We start from the raw sequence: 21,717 nt of genomic DNA, 5'->3' as shown, positions 1-21,717 counted from the left end.
GATCATCGTCCTGCGGGGTTATTGCCGGGGCGGCGGCGAGCGCCGGCTTTCGCCAACGGCCGACCGCCGGCTTGCATCGCGCCGCTGTCTTGCGGCGCAGCGGCCGACACCAATTGCTGCATCAGCCCAACGCTGTCCTGATAACTGACGCGTTCGCCCAGGCTTTGTTGCAAAAACTGAGTCACGCGCGGGTACAGGGCAATGGCTTCGTCGATGGCTTTATCGGAACCGGGCGAATAGGCGCCGATGGAAATCAGGTCACGGTTTTGCTGATAACGTGCCCACACCTGTTTGATTTTCTGCGCCTGTTTGAAGTGCGCTTCCGGCACCACCTGCGACATCGCCCGGCTGATGCTTTGTTCAATGTCGATGGCCGGATAATGCCCTTCTTCGGCCAGGCGACGGTTCAGTACAAAGTGGCCGTCGAGAATGGCGCGCGAGGAATCGGCAACCGGATCCTGCTGGTCGTCGCCTTCGGTCAATACGGTGTAGAAAGCGGTGATCGAACCACCGCCCTCTTCGGCGTTACCGGCGCGTTCGACCAACTGCGGCACACGCGCAAACACCGACGGCGGATAACCCTTGGTGGCCGGCGGTTCGCCAATCGCCAACGCGATTTCACGTTGCGCCTGGGCGTAACGCGTCAGCGAATCCATCAGCATCAGAACGTTCTTGCCCTGGGCGCGGAAATACTCGGCGATGGCCGTGGTGTATTGAGCAGCGCGCAGTCGCAACAACGGCGCGTCGTCGGCTGGCGAGGCGACCACAACGGAGCGCGCCAGACCTTCTTCGCCGAGAATGTCTTCGATAAATTCCTTCACTTCCCGGCCACGTTCGCCAATCAAACCGACGATGGTGATGTCGGCCGTGGTGAAGCGCGTCATCATGCCGAGCAACATGGATTTACCGACGCCAGAACCGGCAAACAAACCGAGCCGCTGGCCGCGACCGACGGTCAATACCGAATTGATGGCGCGAATGCCAACGTCGAGCGGTTCGCGAATCGGCTGGCGGTGCAACGGGTTAATGGTTTCGCCGTTCAGGCTTTGGCGCACCCGGCAACCGAGCGGTCCTTTGCCGTCAATCGGCTCACCAAAACCATTCACCACCCGGCCCAGCAATTCGTCGCCAATGACCAGTTCGCTGGCCGTTTCGACCGGCACCACGCGCGCGCCGGCACGCAAACCGCTGATCGGTTGCACCGGCATTAAAAAGGCTTTGTCGTCCTGAAAACCGACCACTTCGGCTTCGATGCAAGTGCCGCGATCGATGACCTGGCAGCGTTCGCCGACGGTGGCGTTCAGACCGATGGCTTCCAGCGTCAGCCCGACCATACGCGTCAGCCGGCCTTCAACGATCACCGGCGCTTCATCCGGCAACCAGCGTTGGCTGTCTTTAAGGTAATCAGCGAGGCTCATCGGTGTCGGATTCGGCTTGGTCAGTCAGGTCAGATTCGTCAGTAACCGGGGTGTCTGTTTCTACCGCAGTGGAGTCAGTTGCCTCGGTTGGTTGGGGTTCGGCCGCAGGTACTTCTGTCTCAGCTACTCCGGCTGTAGTTTCATTTGTTGTCGTCACGCCGGATTCAGTAAGAATCTCGCCGGGGTTGTGTTCGGCTTGCAGCGGGCTGTCGTCTGTCAGTGTGCTGGCACTCGGCAGCGGCCACGGCTGACTGAGTTCTTCCAGGCGTTCAGACAAACCCGACTGCGCCAGCAAATTGCTGACCTGCTGACGGAACCGATGTTCCAGGCTGTAATCGATGTAGCTGAAGCGGCTGCGCACCCGGCAACCGCCACGGCGCAGTTCGGGGTCGGCCTGGAGCGTCCAATGGCTGTCAGCCATGGTTTCGACCAGGGCCAGATCGTCCGGGTGCAGCTCGATGGTCAGACGTTCATCGGCATTGGGCAGCGCCTGAACGGCGTTGTGTACCAGAGCTTGAATGTGGTCGGGTTTGAGGGCGAGTTCGGCGTCGAACAGATTGCGCGCCAGGCGCACCGCCAGCGTAACCAGGCCATCGCGCAGATCGGCTTCCTGCTTGGGCAACAAGCCTTGCAGTTGCGTTAACAGGTCTTGCAGCGGCGCCAGCGATTCGGCGATGCGCGCTTGTTCGGTTTTCAGCGCGGCGTCGTAACCGGCTTGCTCGCCGACACCGCGACCGACTTCCTCACCCGCCGCATAACCTTCCTGATGACCGGCTTTGTGACCTTCCTGCTGGCCTTGTTTCATGCCTTGCTGATAGCCGGATTCAAAACCTTCGTTGTAGGCGGCGTCGTGAATCTGACGGATTTCTTCGGCGGTCGGAGGTTGCACCTGAACGTCTTCGACGTCTTCGGTGATGGTCGCAATCGGCTTGGGCCGATCGTCAATCAGATTGCCCTTAGCGTCCCAACGTGGCAGCCGATAGGCTTCCACGTCGAGTTCCGTTTCCATCTCATCCGGATGCAGCGGCGGTTTAAAAACCATGGCCCACGACTCCTGAAACGGTGGACGCGGTTAACGTCACACCATGGCCTCGCCGCCGGTACCACCGAGGGCGATTTCGCCGGCGTCGGACATGCGACGGGCAATGTTGAGAATTTCTTTCTGAGCGGTTTCGACATCGCTGAGTTTGACCGGCCCCATGGCGTCCATATCGTCGCGCAGAATTTCTGCGGCACGCTTGGACATGTTGCCGAGCATTTTTTCCTGCAGTTTCTGATCGGAACCACGCAGTGCGACCTTGAGCAAATCGGTCGGCACTTCGCGCAGCAACATCTGAATGCCACGGTCGTCGATGTCGGACAGGTTTTCGAACACGAACATAAGGTCGGCAATTTCCGCCGCCAGATCTTCGTCCACCGTTTTGATGCCGTCCATGATTTCGGCTTCGACGCTGGATTCGAGGAAGTTCATGATCTCCGCTGCTGTCTTCACGCCGCCCAAAGACTGAGCCTGAGTACCGGCGCTGGAGGAGAATTGTTTTTCCAAAATCGAGTTCAACTCCTGCAGGGCAATCGGCTGGACGGTTTCCAATGCCGCGACCCGCATAACAATATCCAGTCGCACTTTTTCGCTGAACTGGGCAAGAATTTCGGCCGATTGGTCCGGCTCCAGATAGGCGATCACAATCGCCTGAATCTGCGGGTGTTCGTTGCGGATGATGTCGGCCACGGCGCGCGGCTCCATCCACTTCAGCGTATCCAGGCCGGTGGTGTTGCCGCCGAGCAGAATACGGTCGATCAGGCCGGTGGCTTTGTCGGCCCCCAGTGCCTGGGTCAGCATGTTGCGAATGTAATCGTTGGCGCCAATGCCGAGGCTGGTCTGACCGCCGACTTCTTCAAGGAACAGACGCACCGCCCCTTCAAGCTGTTCCTGCCGCACTTCCGACAGGCCCGACATGGACGTACCGACGCGCTGCACTTCCTTCGGCCCCAGATGCTTGAGCACCTCGGCGGCGTCGGTTTCACCGACGCTCATCAACAGGATGGCAGCGCGGTTCAACCAGCTGATGCCATCGAGCGCTTTGTTCGGATTGTCGGCCTCAGCTTGAGGAACCGGCATATTGCGATTCTGCTCAGTCATTGCTCATGATCCAACGTTTCAGTACCAGGGCGACTCGGCCTGGGTCTTCGGCAATCAGGCCGCGCAAGGCGTCCAACTGCCGCTCGAATTGTTCCGACGGTCCGGGCAGCGCGTATTCATCGGCGGTGCTCAGTGTCACTTTGTCGTCCGTGATGGAATCTTCATCGACATCCAAAGAGGCCAGATCGTCTTCTTCCTGATCTTCCTCACCACGGCTCAGCAAGGAACGCAGTGCTGGCCGCAGTATGCCGAACACCAGGATCAGAACAAAGAGGCCAGCCAGAATCTGCTTGGCAATCTCCCAGAACCACGGCTGGGTGTACCAGGGCGAATCGTCGACTTGCGGGCCATCGCCACGGAAACCGGAGTTGACGATGTTAACGCTGTCGCCCCGGCTCGGGTCGAAACCGACCGCGTCCTGAACCAGCACACGCAGTTGTTGCAGCTCTTCATCGCTCCAGCTTTCGCGTACCCGCTCGCCGGTTTCCGGGTTGGTGCTGACCAGGTCATCGACCACCACGGCGACCGTCAGGCGGCGCATGCGGCCTTGCTGGAACTGAGTGTAGCTCAGCGTACGGTCGACTTCGTAGTTTCGGGTCGCCTCATCGCGCGAGGTGGACGGCGGCTGTACCGGCGCTGCTGGCGCGTTCGGATCGACCTGCTCCGGCGCTGTCGCCGCGCCCGGAGGCTGGTTGGTCAGCGCGCCCGGAATACCACCTTCGGGCTCACCGATGCGCTCTTCCTTAATGGTCTGTTCGGACCGCAGCGCGATCAGATCCGGGTTGTACAGTTCTTCGGCCTGCTCAACCTGGGTGAAATCGATGTCGGCGTTCACTTCGGCGCGGAAATTATCGCGGCCAACCACCGGACCCAGAATCGAGTTGATTTGGTTCAGCAGGTTGTCTTCAACGCGCTGGGTGAACTGGAACTGGCGATCAGTCAGTTCGTCTTCCGGCGTTTCGGTCTGCGCCGACAACAACTGGCCGCGCTGATCCACCACCGAGACGTTTTCCGGCTTCAGTTCCGGAATGGACGTCGCCACCAGATTGCGAATGGCACGAATGGAATCGACGTCCATATCGGCGCCGGCGTGCAATTCGGTGAATACGGAGGCCGTCGGCTGACGGCGATCACGAATAAAGACGGAACGCTCGGGAATCGCCAGATGCACGCGCGCGGCGCGAACCTGATTCATCGAGGCGATGGTGCGCGCCAACTCGCCTTCGAGCGCACGCATGTAACGGGCGTTTTCCATGAACTGTGAAGTGCCCAGCGGCTGATCGTCGTCGAGCAGTTCATAGCCCACGGTCTGATCGTTCGACAGGCCGGCACCGGCAATCGCCAGACGCGCCTTATGCAGATCGTCCTGGCGTACCAGGATGACGCCGCTGGCCGGGTCGATGTCGAAATTCACTTTCTCGTTCTGCAACACCTGAATGACGTCGGCCGCGGCAAAGGTGTTGGTGGAATTCATCAGCGGATGATACGTCTCGCGTTGCGACCAGAGCACCACGCCCAGTCCCAAAGCGATACTGGCGGCCAGGCCGACCAGCAGGCCGAACTGACGCATCATCGTCAGGCGGTTAAAGCCGGCGACCAGCGGGTGCATGCGTTTGAGCGCCGAGGGTTCCTTATCGACCATATCCGGGCTGTCTTCGCCGCCGATACCGCCGCCTGTAGTGGCGACCGCACGGCTTTGGCTACCGGCGTCTGAGCGGGTGGCTGGCAGGCCGCTTTGAGCGTTGTTGTCGCCGTCGGCTTCAGCACCGGTGGCGGCTGGCACGTTCTCTGTCATGGTCTCGCTTCACTCTTTTGCACCGGACTCACCGGCAGGCTGACGTCAGCTATTCCCTAACCGTCAGATCGGCATGTTCATAATTTCCTTATAAGCCTCGACCATCTTGTTACGGACCTGGGTCATGGCTTGAAAGGAGACGCTGGATTTTTGCAGGGCAATCATCACTTCCGGCAAATCGACTTCCGGGTCGCCCTGTTCATAACGGGTGGCGATTTCATTCGCCGCCTGTTGGGTATCGTTAACGGTATCGATGGCGGACTTGAACATCTCGCCGAACGATGGCACATCGCCCATCGGCGGCATGCCATCGAGTTCGTTGATGCCACCGGGGATCTGGGCTGGCGGCAGATTGAGCTCAGCTCTAGGTTCCAACGGGCCCGACTGATTGCGCACCTGTTGCATCTGCTGTTCGAACGTCGGCCCCTGCAACGTTTGTTGCGTGGGTGGACGTGGCACCTGCATTTGTTCACGAATCGAGCGCATTTGCCCGAGAACGTTTTGAATGTCAGCTCGATCAGCCATTGGCCTGCTCCTCTTCCCGCGACACTCCTTTATGGATGAGTGTCAAAAATCCCGATGTCCGTTCGGACGGCACCCGGTGTTTGGCCGGGTGCGCGACAAATAACCGTCACTTTGCCGCTAAAAACGCCCGCTCTACCCTGGTTCAGCAAAGGACGGGCCAACTCTTGCCGCTTTTGTCGAAATGCCGGTCAACGCCTGCCGTTCAACGGATTCCGGCAATGGCGCCATCGACGTCCATACCCAGTTCGCGCATACGCGCCAGCTTGTACCGCAGCGTCCGCGCCGAGATGCCGAGCTTGTCGGCGGCTTTGTTTTTACGGCCGCCAGTAACGCGCAAGGCGTTCAGAATCAATTCGAATTCATGGTGTTTCAGGTCACGGTGAATGCCATCGCTGCCCTCTTCCACCGGCTCGATGTCGGCGGTCGGTTCGGCGTTGAATGGCATCGGTCGGACAGGCACTGCCCGGCGCGATTCGAAGTCGATCAGATGTTCGCCATCCAGACCCAGATCCTGCGCCGTCACCCATTGGCCGCTTTGCAAAATCAGCGCGCGTTGCAGGGCGTTGTCGAGTTCGCGAATGTTGCCCGGCCAGTCGTAGGCCAGAATGCGATCACGCGCGGACTCGTCGAGCACGACGCCGCTCTTGTGCATTTTGCGCGCGTGCACACCCAACAGATGTTGCGCCAACGGCAGCAAGTCACCACGACGGGCGCGCAGCGGTTGCCACTGCAACGGGAAAACATTCAGGCGGTAATACAGGTCTTCGCGGAAACGACCGGCGCGCACTTCGTCAATCAGGTCGCGGTTGGTGGTTGCCAGTACGCGTACATCCAATTCGATGGTGCGACGGCCGCCGATGCGTTCCACTTCGCGCTCTTGCAACACGCGCAGCAATTTCGCTTGCAGCCCCAAATCCATTTCGGAAATTTCGTCGAGCAAGATGGTGCCGCCGTTGGCCTGTTCGAACTTGCCGGCCTGGCTTTGAATCGCGCCAGTGAACGCACCTTTTTCATGGCCGAACAAGGTCGCTTCCAACATATTTTCCGGAATGGCGGCGCAGTTAATCGCCACGAAAGGTTCGTTAGCGCGGGCCGATTGCTGGTGAATAAAACGCGCCAACACTTCTTTACCGGTGCCGCTTTCGCCGCTGATCAAAATGGTGGAATCGGTCGCCGCCACTTTGCGCGCCAGCATCAGCACTTGCTGGCTTGAAGGTTCAACAGCAATGGGTTCGTCTTGCGCCACGTGCGCCGGTTGGGCGTGGCGCTCAATCAATTCGATCAACTGATCCGGCTCGAACGGCTTGACCAGATAATCCACCGCGCCGGCCTGCATGGCGGCGACGGCTTTATCGACCGCCGCGTAAGCGGTGATCAGCAACATCGGCAAATCGGCGTGATGCGTGCGGACAAAATCCAGCAGTTGATGGCCGTCCATGCCGGGCATGTTGACGTCGCTGACAATAAAGTCGACCGGCTGTTCTTTCAGTCGGGCCACCGCCGCTTCGCCGCAATCGGCTTCAACCACTTCGTAATCGGACAGCGCCAGAGTGTCGCTGACCGCTTCTCGCAAGTTGGCATCATCTTCTACGATCAGAATCTTCATGGGTTTTTCTCCTCAACGACGCCTTCAGCGTTCGGCCCGGATGGGCAGGTTCAGATGCACGACCGTGCCCTGTCCGGGCTGACTGTCGATTTCAAAATCGCCCTGATGGGCGCGAATCACGGCCATGACGACGGGAATCCCGAGGCCGGTGCCGTGGCTTTTGGTGGTGAAAAAAGGTTCTTGAATCTGCGCCAGCGTTTGCGCATCCATACCCGGACCCTGATCGCGGATGGTCAGCCGCAGCCGCTCGCCGCGACGTTCAGCGGCAATCTGGATGTTTGGATCGCTCGGGCTGGCTTCAAAAGCATTGGTAATCAGGTTGCACAAGGCGCTGACCAGGGCGTCTTTCTGACACTGCAATTCGACGCCGGCAGCATCGTTCCGCCACTGCAAAGCGTTGGGAAATTGCGCGGTGCGCGCCGACAGGTTATCGGCCATCACGCTGAACAATTCCTCGACGCTCATGCGGTGCACCAACTGACATTCGCCTTTGACGAAAATCAGCATGTCCTGAACCTGTTGTTCCAGGTGATGCAAGCGGCCGATTAATTTGTCGACGAATTGATCGCGCACGATGTCGCTGACTTTGGGGTTTTTCAGATTCGAGGCGTACAACAACGCCGCCGACAACGGCGTGCGGATTTGATGCGCTAACGAGGCCACCATGCGGCCCATCGCCGTCAGGCGTTCGTGGCGCGACAACTTGGCTTGCAGCGCCCGCGTTTGCGTCTGGTCGCTGAGCAGAATCAGTTGCCCGGCGTTATCGAGCGCGCAGGTTTCGATGCTGACCAGGCGGCCATCGACCAGTGAAATTTCATGGCCGTCATTTTGACGCGGTTTAAAGGTCGCGCGAATTACCCGGCCCCAAGGCAGACCGACCAATTCCGGCAACGCCTCGCTGACCAACAGCGATTGCGCCGCCGGGTTTACCCGCCGCACGATGCCGGTGTTGTCCACCACCACCACGCCGGCGGGCAACAAATTCAGCAGGCTTTCCAACTGATCGGCCAGCCGTTCCTTTTCGTTCAATTCCTGCATGCGCTGTTCGCTGACGGTTGCCAGCTCACCGCTGAGTTCCAGTACCCGATGCTCCAGCAGTTCGTAGCTTTCGGTCAGCTGTTCCGACATGCGGCTGAAGGTCTGGAAGGCCTGTTGCAAATCGGCCAACGAGCGGTCGCGCAAGGCTTCCGGCATCGGCTTTTGCATCAGGCTGTCAAATTCGGGCGCACCCATCCAAACTCCCTATCACCAAATATTTGGCGCTTTTCTTGGCTCTTGGAGGGGGTTCTGCAAAGGCAATGCCAAAAGCGGAAAAACCTTGCCGCTTCTGGGCTACACGGACGTTTCAGAGGGGATTTTCAGAACGAGCGTCGGGTGGTTGACGGTTTCTTGAAGACTGAGGAAGGATAAACCGGCCCGACGTCAGACGACGCGGGCCGGTGCAGATTACATCACGGCTTCGCGCTTGTTGTGGATTTTGTACTTGCGCATTTTCTCGACCAGCGTGGTGCGGCGGATATGCAGCTTTTCGGCGGCGCGTGCGACAACGCCTTGGGCGTCGTCCAGCGCTTGCTGAATCAGCGAGCGTTCCAGATCGGTCAGGTATTCTTTCAAATCCAGGCCATTCACCGGCAACAAGGCCGACTGGTCAAAGTTAAAGGCAGTGGCACCGCCGTCGGCTGAGGCCATGGGCAAAATGCCCATCAAGGCTTCGTCTTCATCTTCCACATGGCGATATTTCACCGGCAGTTCTTGCACACCGACGACGCCATACGGATGCATGATCGCCAACCGCTCCACCAAGTTAGCCATCTCGCGGACATTGCCCGGCCAGTCGTGCCGAACCAGAGACATAATGGCCGCCGAGCTGAAACGAATCGAGCCGCGTTTTTCGTTTTCCATGCGTGCGATCAATTCATTCAGCAACAGCGGAATGTCTTCGGAACGTTCACGCAATGGCGGCATTTCGATCGGGAAAACGTTGAGGCGGTAATACAGGTCTTCTCGAAACAGACCGTCCTGAATCATCTGTTCGAGGTTGCGATGGGTCGCGGCAATGACGCGAATGTCGCAAGTAAAGGTCTTGTTGCCGCCAACGCGTTCAAAGGTGCGTTCTTGCAATACGCGCAGCAGTTTCACCTGCATGTTCAGCGGCAGGTCACCAATTTCATCGAGAAATAAAGTGCCGCCTTCGGCCATTTCAAAGCGACCGGCGCGGGCGGTAATGGCGCCACTGAACGCGCCTTTTTCATGGCCGAACAGTTCGCTTTCAATCAATTCGCTGGGAATGGCACCGCAGTTAACCGGCACAAACGGCTTATGGCGACGGTGCGAGTTGTAATGCAGATTGCGCGCAACCACTTCTTTGCCGGTGCCGCTTTCACCCTGAATCATCACCGTCACTTCTTTATCGGCGACCTGGGTCATCATTTCGCGCACTTGCTGTACGCCACGGCTGGAACCGACCAGTGAGCGGAACAGATTCACTTCGCGACGCTGGCCTCGGCCACGGGTCAGATCGAACTGTTCGCGATACATTTGAGCGCGATGCAGAGTGTCGAGCATCTTGTTGTAAGTCGGCGGCGAATGCAGCTTGGCGATGACCTGGCGACGCAGGTTTTCATCGAGCAAATCCACTTCCGGGTGATCGTCCATCAGGATGATCGGCAAACCTTCATCCCACTCGACCAATGATTGCACCATCTGCGTCAGAGCGACGCTGGTCTGCCCGACCAGCACCGCCACCAGATCTTCCGGACCGTCAACGGTGTCGGTAATCTGCGCCTGCCATCCCTCGCTGGCAACGCCGACGCAGCTCTCTCCCAGAAACTGGAGAATGACTTCAAAATCGCGTCGACGCTGGTCATCGTCATCGATCATCAACAGTTTGATTTCACGCAACATCGTGAACAATTCCTCACAAAACACCGGAAGCTCGTCACAGTCAAAGTGAGTATACGTCAGCAAATTGACTGTCAAACACTAGTAAAGACGGATCAGGTCTGACTGTCAAACCAATGACTACTTCACATTAATGACCGAATTTACGCTGATAAACCGTTGATTTTCAAGCGATACACACGGTCAATCAAACGTTTCGTTGACAAACTGCACACTCGGTTACAAAAAACACCACCCCGACCGCACGTCAGGAGCGGAGTCAAAATTGAAATAACGGGGGATGGTTTAGCCGGTGATGCGCCAACGCTGTTGGTGCAGATCGGCCACGGCAGCGGCCTGATCGTCTTTGCGCTCCGCCAACGTCGCCAATGACTGCTGATACAAGTCAATCAGCCATTCCAGGTGGCGCTGTAACGCGCGGCTGGTGAAGCCTTCGCTGGCGAGCGCGGCGTTGACGTCGGCAACCAAAGCGTTCACCGCCTCGTCCCAACCCACCAGCACAGTGGTGTCTGTGCTGGCTTGCAACGCCAGGCCTTGCTCAATCAACCGACGTGAACGTTCAACCAGTTCGGCTTCCAACGGTGCCTCAGGCGCCATCGGGAGCTCCGGGTTTCATCGTCGCCAGGGCCTGGTCGCGGATCGCATCCCAGGCGGATTTGATCTGCACCAGCAGGTCGGTGACTTCGTCGAGGATGGCGTTGTCGTTGCGCACGTTGGCTTCGAACAGACGCCGGATCATGTAGTCGTACAGCCGTTCCAGGTTCAGAGCCAGCTCACCGGTGTCGGTGTTCAGGCTGTCCTGCAGGCCACCGATGATGTCGATGGCGGAATTAAGCACCTGACTTTTGCGATCAAACTCTTTGCGTTCAATGTGGCCTTTGGCGGTGGAAATCCGCGCCAAGGCGCCTTCGAACAAGAGCTGAATCAGGCGGTGCGGGTCGGCGTCCATGATGGACGTTTCGGTGCTGACCGATTGGTACTGCTTGATACCCTGAGCGTACATAGGGGTATTACCTCTCTGACGGCTGGAGTCATTCATAAGCCACCTCCCGAAAAACCTTCCGGAAGCATACTTCAGTTAGCGGCGGCGTGTCGGGAAAGTTGAGGCTTCTACGACCAAGGTCTTTTTCCTAAAACGACACTCTGGTTACTCCCGCTGCTTGGCTATTTGCCACCCTGGCACCCTCTTTGCTCTGTCTACCTCAGAACAGAAGGAGATGGCTGTTTAGCCGCCGAAAACGGAAAGGAGTTGCCGGTTAAGGGACCGTTTTGGTCACTCTTTGGCCGGTCGGTATGGATGAGAGGCTCGAGCGAGCCGGACGAGCGATAAGCCCATGAAAAACAGTTCTCAAGCCCTGGTGCATCCCACGCGCCCGGTGCTACGACCGAACGACACCGACAGCCCGTCGCTGACCGAACTGGAACAGCAGGCCCGGCATTGCTACGAGCAAAGCCAGAGCAACCGGACCAGCAACGAACACACGGTACAGTTTCGTGGCCAGGCGCGCGCGTTGGCGCAACGCATGTTGGATATGGCGCCCAATCACGCCCCGGCATTGAATCTGCTTGGCCGCATCGCGCTGGACGAAGGCTTTTACGATTCCGCCGACAGCCTGTTGCAGCAAGCGCTGGACAACAACAGCCACGACGCCGGCGTCTGTTTCTCACTCGGCCACGTCAAGCTGGCGCAGCGCCAATACGACGCCGCCATTCGACTCTTTACCCGCGCGCTCGACATCGCCCCCGGAGAAACCCGGGCGGCCACCTCGCTGGTTTATACCTTTGCCCGCCAGGGCAGAATGACGCAGGCGTTCAGTGGTTACCGGAAATTGTTTCGGGTGCATCCGGACGATGCGCACGTCCGTGCGCAATTGTTCGAGGTGGCCCGCCACATTCAGGCTGATTGTTATCAGCCGGAATTGGCCGCCGATGTCATCGAATGGCTGAAACTCGATAACGTCGATCACGAAGGATTGGCGCGGCTCACCAGCAGTTTGCTGAAACACAAATATCAGTTGGACGATCCGGATGCGGTGATCGACCTGCAGGATCTGGCGCGCGACGAATTGCTGCAACTGGCGTTATCGCGGTTGTATTTCAGCAACGCCGAACTGGAAGGTTTTCTGACGCTGGTGCGCAAACAAGTATTGTTGCACAGCCTGGCAGGCCAGTTTTCCGATACCCAATTGTTGCGTCTGGCGGCCGCGTTTTGCATGCAGGGCGCGCACAACGAATACGTCTATAACATCGACGACGAAGAGCAGCCGTTGGTGGCCGCCTTACGCGATCTGTTGCACAGCACGCTGGCCTCCAGCGCCGACTTGCAACCGAACGATGTGCTCAGCGCCTTATTGATGTACGGCATGTACGAACCCGTATCGGACATCGCCGCCAGCGAACGTCTGCTCAACATCGCCAGCAACCGCTGGCCGAGTTACGCCCGTCCGGTCATCAGCCATTGTCTGGCCGGGCCACAGGGTGAAATTCGCGAAGCTCAAAGCATTGAACGGTTAACGCCCATTGCCGATGCCGTGTCGCTGAAAGTGCAAGCGCAATACGAAGAATCGCCCTACCCGCGCTGGCTGCACCTGGGCTACAACACGCCGACGAATTACGGCCGCGCGTTGGAAGCCGAATTGGAGCATTACCGCGCGCCGCAGTTTTTTAACATGGGCACCATCAAGGTTCTGGTGGCCGGCGCCGGCACCGGGCGGCACGCGCTGCGCATCGCCAAATATTTCCGCAATGTCGAAGTAACCGCCATCGACCTGAGCGCCCGCAGCCTGGCCTATGCGCAGCGCATGGCCAAGCGACACCATTTGCGCAACATTCGGTTTTTACAGGCCGACATTCTGCATCTGGATCAACTGAACGAACGCTTTCACGTCATCGAATGTTCCGGCGTGCTGCATCACATGGCGAACCCGCAAGCCGGACTGGCCGCCTTGTTGCCTAAACTGGAAGACAAGGGCGTGATGAAAATCGGCCTGTACAGTGAAGCCGCACGGCAACGCGTGGTGCAGGCGCGGCGTTGGATTGAACAACTGGGTTACGACACCACGCGTGCCGACATCCGTCGTTTCCGCGCCAACCTGATGGCTGAACGCTTTGGTGGCGACGTCAGTGGTTTACTGGAAAGCCCGGATTTTTATTCCACCAGCGGCTGTCGCGATTTGCTGTTTCATGTGCAGGAACATCGTTTTACGCCCAGCCAGATTGACGCCCTGCTTAACCGGCACGCGTTGCAATTTCTCGGCTTCGTATTACCGCAAGACATCCGTCAGCAGTTTGGGTCGCAAACCCACTGCGATCTGACCGACCTCAACGCCTGGCAGCGCTTTGAACAAAGCCGGCCGGACACCTTTGCCGGTATGTATCAGTTTTTTGTACAACGCGCTTTGTAGTTCGCCGCGCAATCCTCGTCGTATCGGCGCTATAAAAAAACGCCATAAAAAAAACCGGGTTCAGTTGCCTGACCCGGTTTTCTTTTTTGATTATTTAAAATTAATCACCGCCGCCATTCATGGCTTCGAATTGCTGCACCAGGAAATTCTCGGTGGTCTGCAACTGGCTGATGATCTGGTCGTTAAAAATAAACTTGGCCTGCAAGCGCGCTTCCATAGCCGCCATGCGTTGATCCAGCGTGGAGCGTTCTTCTTCAACCCCTTCCAGATCTTCATCCAGCGCATCTTCGCGGCTGCTCAACAGACCTGAACTGCCCAATACATCGTCGAGCGATTTGTCCAGGTTGTAAAAGATGCCCTGCACCAACGAGACGCTGCCACGGTCGCCGGTTTTGCTGCCGGTTACCCGTATCATCAGACCCGCCGCCGGGTCACGTTCGCCGACGGTTGCTTTACCGTCCACGGCCGGCGAGGTAGTGGTCATACCGAAAACGTCGATGGCGCCGGCATCAATTTCTTTGATGCGCACAGTCGATTGAGTGCCGGTGGACACCGAGAACACACCGAAAATGCCGGTGTCCGGATCGAACTGCACATCCACACTCTTGCCTTGCGCTTTCAACGCCGGATCGGCGTTGATTTGTTTCTTTAATTCAGCCGCCAGGGCTGCGCCGGTGTTGTAGGCACCGGGCGATAACGTGATGGTGCCGGATTCAACGCCATCGATTTCAAATTTGAAGTTGTTGTTGGTGGAATCGATCACCACCGAGCTGCTGAAGTCCGCGCCCGGGCCACCCAGAATATAACCGTTGGTGGCCGATTCATTGCCGGCTTGAGCGGTCAGATACTGGCCGTTGCCCAGCGCCTCAACGCCGTTGATGGTGCCTTTCACGTCAACGCCACGCACCGGGTCGGATTCATTACCCGATGGCAGATAGAAACCTAACTGCACCGCCGCTGTGGTGCTGACGGCGTTGAACTCCACCGAGGTGTCGTTACCGAAACTGATGTTGAATCGGCCATTGCCGTTGGCATCGGTTTCATAGCTGACACTGGCAGTAGAATCGAAACCCTTGTATTGGCCCAAGTCCAATCCGAAACCGTCGGCGCCGTTGATCAACGGGCCCTGGTCGGCCAGTCCCAGAACACCCTGGGCGTTGGCGTCGGTATTTTTCAGCTCAATGGTCGAATCGGCGCCAAAGGTGGCTTCGGTTTTCTGACCATTTTTAGAGACGGTTTCGAAGTACAACTGATTGCTGGCATCCAGACGCGCAACCACGTCGCCGGCCTGGAATTCGCCACCGCCACCCGACTGAACCAAGGCTTCATCCAACGCTGCCTGAATCATCGCCAGGTTGGATTCGGCGTCGTTGCTGCCAGCGGTACCATCGCCATCGACGGTGACATCAATGTCGATGCCGTCCACGGCAATGGTGAAGCTAGCCGGGCTGGCGCTGAAATCGATGCCAGTAGACAGATCAACCGAACCGGCGGCGGTGCTGGCACCAGCGCCGTCTTTGGTGATTTCCAGAATTTCACTCGAGCCGGCGGCATCGGTTTTCAACACCAGTCCATTGCCGACTTTGTATGCAGTGACGACACCGGCACCCAGTTCGGCATCCAGGGCTTGCTGGATGCTGTCGAGGTTGTCGGTGCCATTGGCATCGACGTCGATGGTGTGATCGGTGCCGTTCAGGTTGAACTGGAACTGCGCCGGGTTGGAGGCAAAATCGATGGTGTTGTTGATGTTGCGGCTGCCGCCCGTGGTCTGCGCACCCGATGCCCCGGCCTGAATGGTGGCGTCGGCGTTGATGGCGGTCTCAATCGCGGCGGCCAGGTCTGCCGGTGTTTCATAGGTACCTGGCGGAACGGTGATCAATCCGGAGGTTACCGCCACCTGGCGGTTATCCAGGCTTAATTGGAATTCCGCGCCAGCGTTGATGGTGACGCCGCTGGACTGCACACCTTCTTGCAAACCGAGGAAGTCGGCGCCGGTGACATTGGTGTTGGAGATCTCCAGGGTCTGGCTGCCGGCCTGCTCTTCGGTGCGGAAATACAACCGACCGGAGCTGTCGAACGCAGCGCTGACAATGCCGTTAAAACCGGCGTCATTTAATTCGGACTGGATGTAGGTGAGTACGTCTTCGCGATCCCGATCGGTCGTAACGTTACCGTTGACGTCGACGATGTCGCTCCAGTCTTCATCCAGCGTAATGGTGGTGGGAACACCGTCCAAACCGGTGCCGGTGCCCGTTACGGTCAGATCAAAACTGACCGTGTTAGTGCTGAAATTGATGCCCTGATCGGCGGTTACCGTTTGCGTGCCCGGCAAGCTGGTGGCGGCAAAACCGGTAACGCCCAGCGCTTTGAAGTACTGACCGTTAACACCGCCCTGCCCGGCTTTACCCAGGCCCAGCGTTTCCGCCACGGTGGCATCGGTGCCGGTAATGTTGACGGTTGAGGCACTGCCAAACTTGGACGAGGTGATGCTCAAACTTTGCGATGACGCATCGAAGGCAACGGTGGCGGTTTGCGAACCGTTAAACGCCGCATTGATGGAATCCTGAATCATCAACGCCAGTTCATCGCCACTGCTGTAACTGCCTTGCTCCAGGGTGACCGTCCGGGTGGTGCCGTTCAGCTCCATGGTGAAGCTGTCGTTACTGCCGCCAATCACCAGATTGGAACCAAATGCCAGAGCGCTGGTAGACAGGCCTTGCCATTGCGCCTGAGTCGCCGCGCGCTCAATAAAGATGTCGTATTCACCCGGCTGGGTTTTGTTGGTCTGGGTGACAAAGCTGATCTGGCTGTCAGTAATGGTCTGTTGCGTCGCCAACAAGCCCGCCATCGCATCGGCGTTGTCGTTCAGCGCCTTGATGAAATTACTGCGGTTAAAGGTCAGCTGAAAATTGTTGTTCCTGTCGGTGCCCAGACCGACCTGCGACAGGCTGTTGTACTTACCGCCAATCAGGCCGGTCACCATAGTCGACATGCTGTTGCGCACGTCGGAATACAGGTTTCGCACGGCGGAGTCGCCCAGCAGGATGCCGGCTTCCTGGCTGTCGGGATCGTACTTGGTGACTTCGTCGTAGATCAGTTTGAACTCGTTGTAAGCCTCGACGTAGGCTTCCATTTTGTCGGCGACTTCGCCGGTGTCGCGCGTCACGTTCAGGCTGATATTGCCGGTGGTGACCTGATTCAGATTCAGCGTCACGCCCTGAATAACCTGATCGACCTGGTTGTCGGCGGACGTCACTTCCAAACCGTTAATGCGCAAAATGGCGTCCTGGCCGCGCTGCGTTTCGGTCATGTTGGTGCCGGGAACATTCTGCGCAGAGTTGTAGGCCAGAGATTGCAGGCCGGCATCACCAGAGGCGGTGATTTCCATGCTGGTCTCTTCGCCGGTCTGTTCGCTGGTCAGCAACAAACGATAGCCACTGCCGTCGAACACCAGGCTGGCGGTAACGCCATCCACTTCTTTGTTGATGGTGTCGCGCAAGCCCGAGAGCGTGTTGTTTTCAGAAGTGATATCGATGGACACACTGGTGATATCGCCGTTCTGATCAAAACTGTCGTAATTGCCGCCACCGTCGTAATTGGTGGTACCAAAGCTGAAAGTCAGCGTGCCGGTACCGACGGTGTCGTTGATGGACGAATAGGATTTCGACGCCAGCGTATGAGCACTCGCTACCTGATCAATGGCAATCTGGTAGCTGCCCGGTGAGGCGGTCGTATTGGTGGTCGCGGTCAGCGCGCTTTCGTCGCTGCTGGTCGCCGAGGAACTTTTGATGGTGTTGGCGTTAGAGAGCGCTGCGGTGGCCGACTGTAATTTGTCGAGCGAACTGCGCAATTCACCATAAGCGGTGATCTTGGTTTCAATTTCAGCCTGCTTGCGATCCAAACGCAGATCGGTTGCCTCTCGCTCGGCGGCGAGAATATCTTCCAGCAACTCGCTGGTCAGCAGACCTGAGCCGACGCCCAAGGATGAAACACTGGCCATAGCAACAACACCCTACTGATCAATGGGACCTTTTCCTGCGGGACTGGACTGTCCCCTGAAACAGGAAAAGGATATCAAGTGTATCGGCCTTGGCCGGCTACCCTTGATACCCCCTTTGGTTACGAACTGTTGTCGCTGCGTCAAACCCTTGACGATTTCTGACGATCCTAGACTTGCGCAGAAAACAACATCAATGGCTCTTCCTGATTCAATTTCTGGGCCAATGACACCACTTCCTCGCTTGGAATCTGGCGGATCAATTCATCCGATTGCTTATCGAACACTCGGATGACCGTCAATCCGGATTCTTCATCGACCTGGAAGTTCAGCTTCCGTTCCGTTTGCTGTACGTAATCGTTCAGCTTGGCAACGGCCAGTTCCAGTTCCTCCGCTTCTGAAGCCTGGGTCGCTTTGATCTCGACCGTTTCTTCCTGGGCTTTGGTGTCGGAGCTGACCGACGGCAGCACTATGGCTGGTCCGGCCTTTTCCACTGTCTGGGTCGGCAAGGGTTGGCCGCTATTCTGGCTGACCTTTGCCGCCGTATTCAGCGGTGCGGATGGTCGAGCGTTCAGTGACGACGTCGTAGTACCGTTCAATTCACTCATAACTCACCTCCAGTCACCTTCGGTTCAGGCCGCAAGAGCCTGGCTGATGGGGTCGGGCCCTCCTGGACCCGACCCGGTCACGCTATTAACCGAGCAGTGACAGCACCTGTTGCGGCCGCTGGTTGGCCTGCGCCAGGATGGAGATACCCGCTTGCTGCAGTACCTGAGTCCGAGACAGCTCAGCCGTTTCAGCTGCGAAGTCCGCGTCGCGAATCCGCGAGTTGGCCGCTGTCAGGTTCTCTGCGGTGATCTGCAGGTTGCTGACGGTAGACTCGAAACGGTTCTGGATCGCACCGAGGGCAGCACGCTGGCTGGCTACGGTATCCAGGGCGTTATCGATGGCGTTGATCGCTTCCTGAGCACCCTCGAAGGTAGTGATGTCGAGGTCTTTCAGGAAGGCGCCGTCGGTACCACCACCGAAGTTACCTACGGTGAAGCCCAGGTCTTCCAGCTCATCCTTACCACCGGTACCGGCACTGATGTCGATGCCTTTGGCAGAGTTCAGCGTCACAGTGGCGTAGGTAGTCTCGTAAGCCACACCTTCAGAGGTGTCACCACGATCACCAACCACGTTGGACGGACCAGCCGTACCGATGTCCGCTTCACCAATGCCGTCGAGCGCAGAGTCCAGACCGATCAGAGCACCGAAGCCTGTATCAGACGGATCGGCAACGCCGTTGTTGTGGTTATCGTTGTCGATTGCCACAGAGACGTTACGACCATCAGCAGCGATCAAGGTGATGGACTCACCGTTGTCTTCCGCTGTGACACCTGTCAGACCGGATTTCTGGTTGATCAGGTCGATAGCCGCTTGACGGCTGCGTTCCAGATCGATGCCGCCAGAGCCATCGTCGACCAGTGAGATCACACCCAGGTCTACACCGTTGATGTAGATCTTACCGGCGTCACCCGCTCCGTAGATTGCTTGAGCAGCGGTTACGTTGGCATCGGTGTTTTCGTCAGAACCGACCACCTTGGTGGCGTTGACTGTGGCGGTAACACCGGTCTCTTCAGAGACTTTATTGATGGCAGCCGCAATGGCGATACCACTCTTAGTCTTATCAGCGGACTGGATGTTAGAGCCGTCGCTCGCCTTTTTGGCCGAAGCGGTGTCAGTCAGCGGGTCAGCCGCATCGATGGATACGCCGTTGATCAGCAGGTCGCCGTTTTCCAGACCGTAGGTGCTGGATGCAACGTCGATCAACAGAGCGTTCACCGGGCTGGCAACACCGGCTGTGCCACGAGTCAGGAAGGTAGACAGGTTGGCAGTAGAGGTGTCAGCCATACGGTTGGAGCTGATCTGGATCTGAGATACGTCACCGTCAGTCACGTCCACATCTTTGATGTAGCCGAAGCCGTAACGAACGTTGGTATCGGCAATATCAGCCACAGTGGCTGATACAGTACCGGTCGCACTCAGGAAGTCAGCCGTCACCGCGTTGCCGAAGGCAGCCGTTGCAAAGAACGCCAGGGTGTTGCCATCAACATCCGTCAGCGAGATAGAGCCTGTGGTGTCGAAGGTCGCCACGATACTGGTGAACGCAGCGTTGATCGCACCCGCCAACTGCTCAACGGTCTGACCACTGGCAATCGACAAAGTGCCCAGCAAAGCACCGGTTGACTGGGTGTCTCGGATTTGGATCGTACCAGTGGTAGCGAAACCAGCTGAGGTGTAGCCAGCAAAGGTCAGATCCACACGAGTTTCAGCGCTGACTTCGACAGAGCCGCTACCAGCCGCGTTGATAGCCGCAGCCAGAGTATCGGCACCCATGTCGATGGAGCTGTAAGTCATTACCGCGCTGTTACCGCCAACGGTCACGGTAATCACTTCGGCGACCGTACCGTATACCGCCAGACCGCTGGTACCAGTCATGCCGGCAGCCAGGTCAGAGGTGAACATGCCACCAGACAGACCGAAGATACCGTCTGAACCCAAGGCACTCATCACTGTGTTGGTTTGGAAACCAACACCGCTGGTGGTTGAGGTTGAAGTAGAGGCCAGCTGAGCGGCACCGCGCTGATAAGTACCAGCCGTCAGACCCGCGTTCGCCAGGTTACCGCCGCCAGTACCGTCACCACCGGAGATGACGATTTCATCAACGTCACCGTTGGCAACCAGGGTGTAGCCACCTTGGTAGGTATCGTTAGCTGCCAAACCTGTTTGAGCTGTGGTCAAAGTACCCAGATCGACAGTGATGTTACGGCCGTCTTCAGCAACCAGCGTTACGCCGTTGGCAGAAGTACCAGAGTTAACCGCACGCACACCGGTTTGCTCAGCGAAAGCGTTGATCGCTTCAGCCACAGAGGCACGAGTGGTATCGGCGCTGGAAGTGGTCTGAATTTCGATCTCAACACCGTTCAGCGTGATGGTACCGCTGACCGCTGTGCCGTCTTCCATTTCAGAACCGGCGGCCACGTTTTCAGTGACGTACGCCTTAACACCAGTCTCATCAGAGACAGAGTTGATGGCGGCCGCTTTAGCGATGGAGCTGGTGTCGGCTTCAGCGAAAGAGCTGGTGTCGTCTTCAGCCTTGGACGGCGGAATGGGAACGCCATTGATGATCAAGTCACCGTTGCTCAACGCCTGATCGCTGCCCACGGCGCTCACACCAACGGTGTCAGAAGCACCCAGTTTGCCGGCAGTCAGCTCAGAGATAGAGATGTTAACCACATCACCAGCGTTAGCACCGACCTGGAAAGTACCGTTGAAGGAACCATCCAGCAGGTTACGGCCGTTGAAGTTGGTTTCCTCAGCTGTACGAGTGATTTCCTCGATCAGCTGATCCACTTCTTGTTGCAGAGCGATACGGTCGGATTCGGAGTTGGTTTCGTTAGAAGCCTGAACCGCCAATTCACGAATACGCTGCAGGTTTTCGGTCATCGCACCCAGAGCACCTTCAGCAGTCTGGGCCAGAGAGATACCGTCACCGGCGTTACGGATAGCCACGTTCAAGCCCTTGGTTTGAGACTCGAAGCGGGTAGAAATCGCCAGACCGGCCGCATCATCCTTGGCGCTGTTGATCCGCAGACCGGACGACAGACGCTGCAAGGCGGTGCTGTTGGCATCCTGAGACGTGTTCAGATTCCTCTGAGCGTTCAAGGAGGCGATGTTCGTGTTAATGATCTGAGGCATACACTCATCTCCTTCGCTTTCGCCAACCGCTCTACTGCAGCCAAGCTCAGCGATGTTGTTTGTTTACGCTCCCTTTAACGGCGGCCTTGGCAAATACTTTTATATCTTTTAGCTATTAATTCGTCTTTTAAATAACAACTTATGGAATATGACTGGCACAGATCCTGCTAAGTCACATCAAAGGGTCAGT

Annotated in this window: 14 protein-coding genes; 1 reads left to right on the top strand and 13 read right to left on the bottom strand. The window is 57.6% G+C overall.

Annotation, left to right across the window (positions count from 1 at the left end; all coding sequences use genetic code 11):
- Positions 1-2: 2 nt before the first annotated feature.
- The 10 genes from fliI to fliS form a co-directional block, all read right to left on the bottom strand.
- Positions 3-1,418, bottom strand: a complete 1,416-nt coding sequence (gene fliI / locus DW349_RS07970; protein ID WP_108124467.1) for a flagellar protein export ATPase FliI — start codon at positions 1,416-1,418, stop codon at positions 3-5.
- Positions 1,405-2,460 carry a flagellar assembly protein FliH gene (locus DW349_RS07965; protein ID WP_108124468.1) on the bottom strand — a complete coding sequence of 352 codons (1,056 nt, stop codon included), beginning with the start codon at positions 2,458-2,460 and terminating at the stop codon, positions 1,405-1,407. Before DW349_RS07965 ends, fliI begins: the two co-directional genes overlap by 14 nt.
- A 36-nt stretch (positions 2,461-2,496) precedes the next feature.
- The gene (gene fliG, locus DW349_RS07960) at positions 2,497-3,558 is read right to left on the bottom strand and encodes a flagellar motor switch protein FliG (protein WP_198650420.1); all 1,062 of its coding nucleotides are present in this window, start codon (positions 3,556-3,558) and stop codon (positions 2,497-2,499) included.
- A complete protein-coding gene (gene fliF / locus DW349_RS07955) occupies positions 3,551-5,353 on the bottom strand; it encodes a flagellar basal-body MS-ring/collar protein FliF (protein WP_232819274.1) in 1,803 nt (600 codons plus the stop codon). The genes fliG and fliF overlap by 8 nt, the downstream gene beginning before the upstream one ends.
- A 63-nt stretch (positions 5,354-5,416) precedes the next feature.
- Positions 5,417-5,878: a flagellar hook-basal body complex protein FliE gene (gene fliE / locus DW349_RS07950; RefSeq protein WP_108124469.1), complete on the bottom strand. Its 462-nt coding sequence runs from the start codon at positions 5,876-5,878 to the stop codon at positions 5,417-5,419.
- Positions 5,879-6,080: 202 nt separating this feature from the next.
- Positions 6,081-7,484, bottom strand: coding sequence for a sigma-54-dependent transcriptional regulator (locus DW349_RS07945; protein WP_108124470.1), 1,404 nt, complete (start codon positions 7,482-7,484; stop codon positions 6,081-6,083).
- 24 nt (positions 7,485-7,508) lie between these two features.
- On the bottom strand, positions 7,509-8,717 hold the full coding sequence (locus DW349_RS07940; protein WP_232819275.1) for a sensor histidine kinase: 1,209 nt from the start codon (positions 8,715-8,717) through the stop codon (positions 7,509-7,511).
- Positions 8,718-8,930: 213 nt separating this feature from the next.
- The gene (locus DW349_RS07935) at positions 8,931-10,388 is read right to left on the bottom strand and encodes a sigma-54 dependent transcriptional regulator (protein ID WP_108124471.1); all 1,458 of its coding nucleotides are present in this window, start codon (positions 10,386-10,388) and stop codon (positions 8,931-8,933) included.
- A gap of 282 nt (positions 10,389-10,670) precedes the next feature.
- The gene (locus DW349_RS07930; protein ID WP_108124472.1) at positions 10,671-10,982 is read right to left on the bottom strand and encodes a hypothetical protein; all 312 of its coding nucleotides are present in this window, start codon (positions 10,980-10,982) and stop codon (positions 10,671-10,673) included.
- Positions 10,972-11,424, bottom strand: coding sequence for a flagellar export chaperone FliS (gene fliS, locus DW349_RS07925; RefSeq protein WP_232819276.1), 453 nt, complete (start codon positions 11,422-11,424; stop codon positions 10,972-10,974). The genes DW349_RS07930 and fliS overlap by 11 nt, the downstream gene beginning before the upstream one ends.
- Positions 11,425-11,719: 295 nt before the next feature.
- On the opposite strand from fliS, the gene DW349_RS07920 reads away from it, so the two are divergent.
- The gene (locus DW349_RS07920; RefSeq protein WP_108124474.1) at positions 11,720-13,789 is read left to right on the top strand and encodes a class I SAM-dependent methyltransferase; all 2,070 of its coding nucleotides are present in this window, start codon (positions 11,720-11,722) and stop codon (positions 13,787-13,789) included.
- A 100-nt stretch (positions 13,790-13,889) separates the two neighbouring features.
- On the opposite strand, the gene fliD is transcribed toward DW349_RS07920, so the two are convergent.
- From fliD to DW349_RS17620, 3 genes are all read right to left on the bottom strand, one after another.
- Complete coding sequence (gene fliD / locus DW349_RS07915; protein ID WP_108124475.1) at positions 13,890-17,789, bottom strand: flagellar filament capping protein FliD; 3,900 nt, start codon at positions 17,787-17,789, stop codon at positions 13,890-13,892.
- 167 nt (positions 17,790-17,956) lie between these two features.
- A complete protein-coding gene (locus tag DW349_RS07910) occupies positions 17,957-18,394 on the bottom strand; it encodes a flagellar protein FlaG (RefSeq protein ID WP_108124476.1) in 438 nt (145 codons plus the stop codon).
- An 85-nt stretch (positions 18,395-18,479) separates the two neighbouring features.
- On the bottom strand, positions 18,480-21,527 hold the full coding sequence (locus tag DW349_RS17620) for a flagellin N-terminal helical domain-containing protein (protein WP_108124477.1): 3,048 nt from the start codon (positions 21,525-21,527) through the stop codon (positions 18,480-18,482).
- Positions 21,528-21,717: the final 190 nt, after the last annotated feature.

Origin of the sequence: Saccharospirillum mangrovi (assembly GCF_003367315.1) — a bacterium.
Classification (GTDB): domain Bacteria; phylum Pseudomonadota; class Gammaproteobacteria; order Pseudomonadales; family Natronospirillaceae; genus Saccharospirillum; species Saccharospirillum mangrovi.
This window is presented reverse-complemented; position numbering and strand designations above follow the sequence as displayed.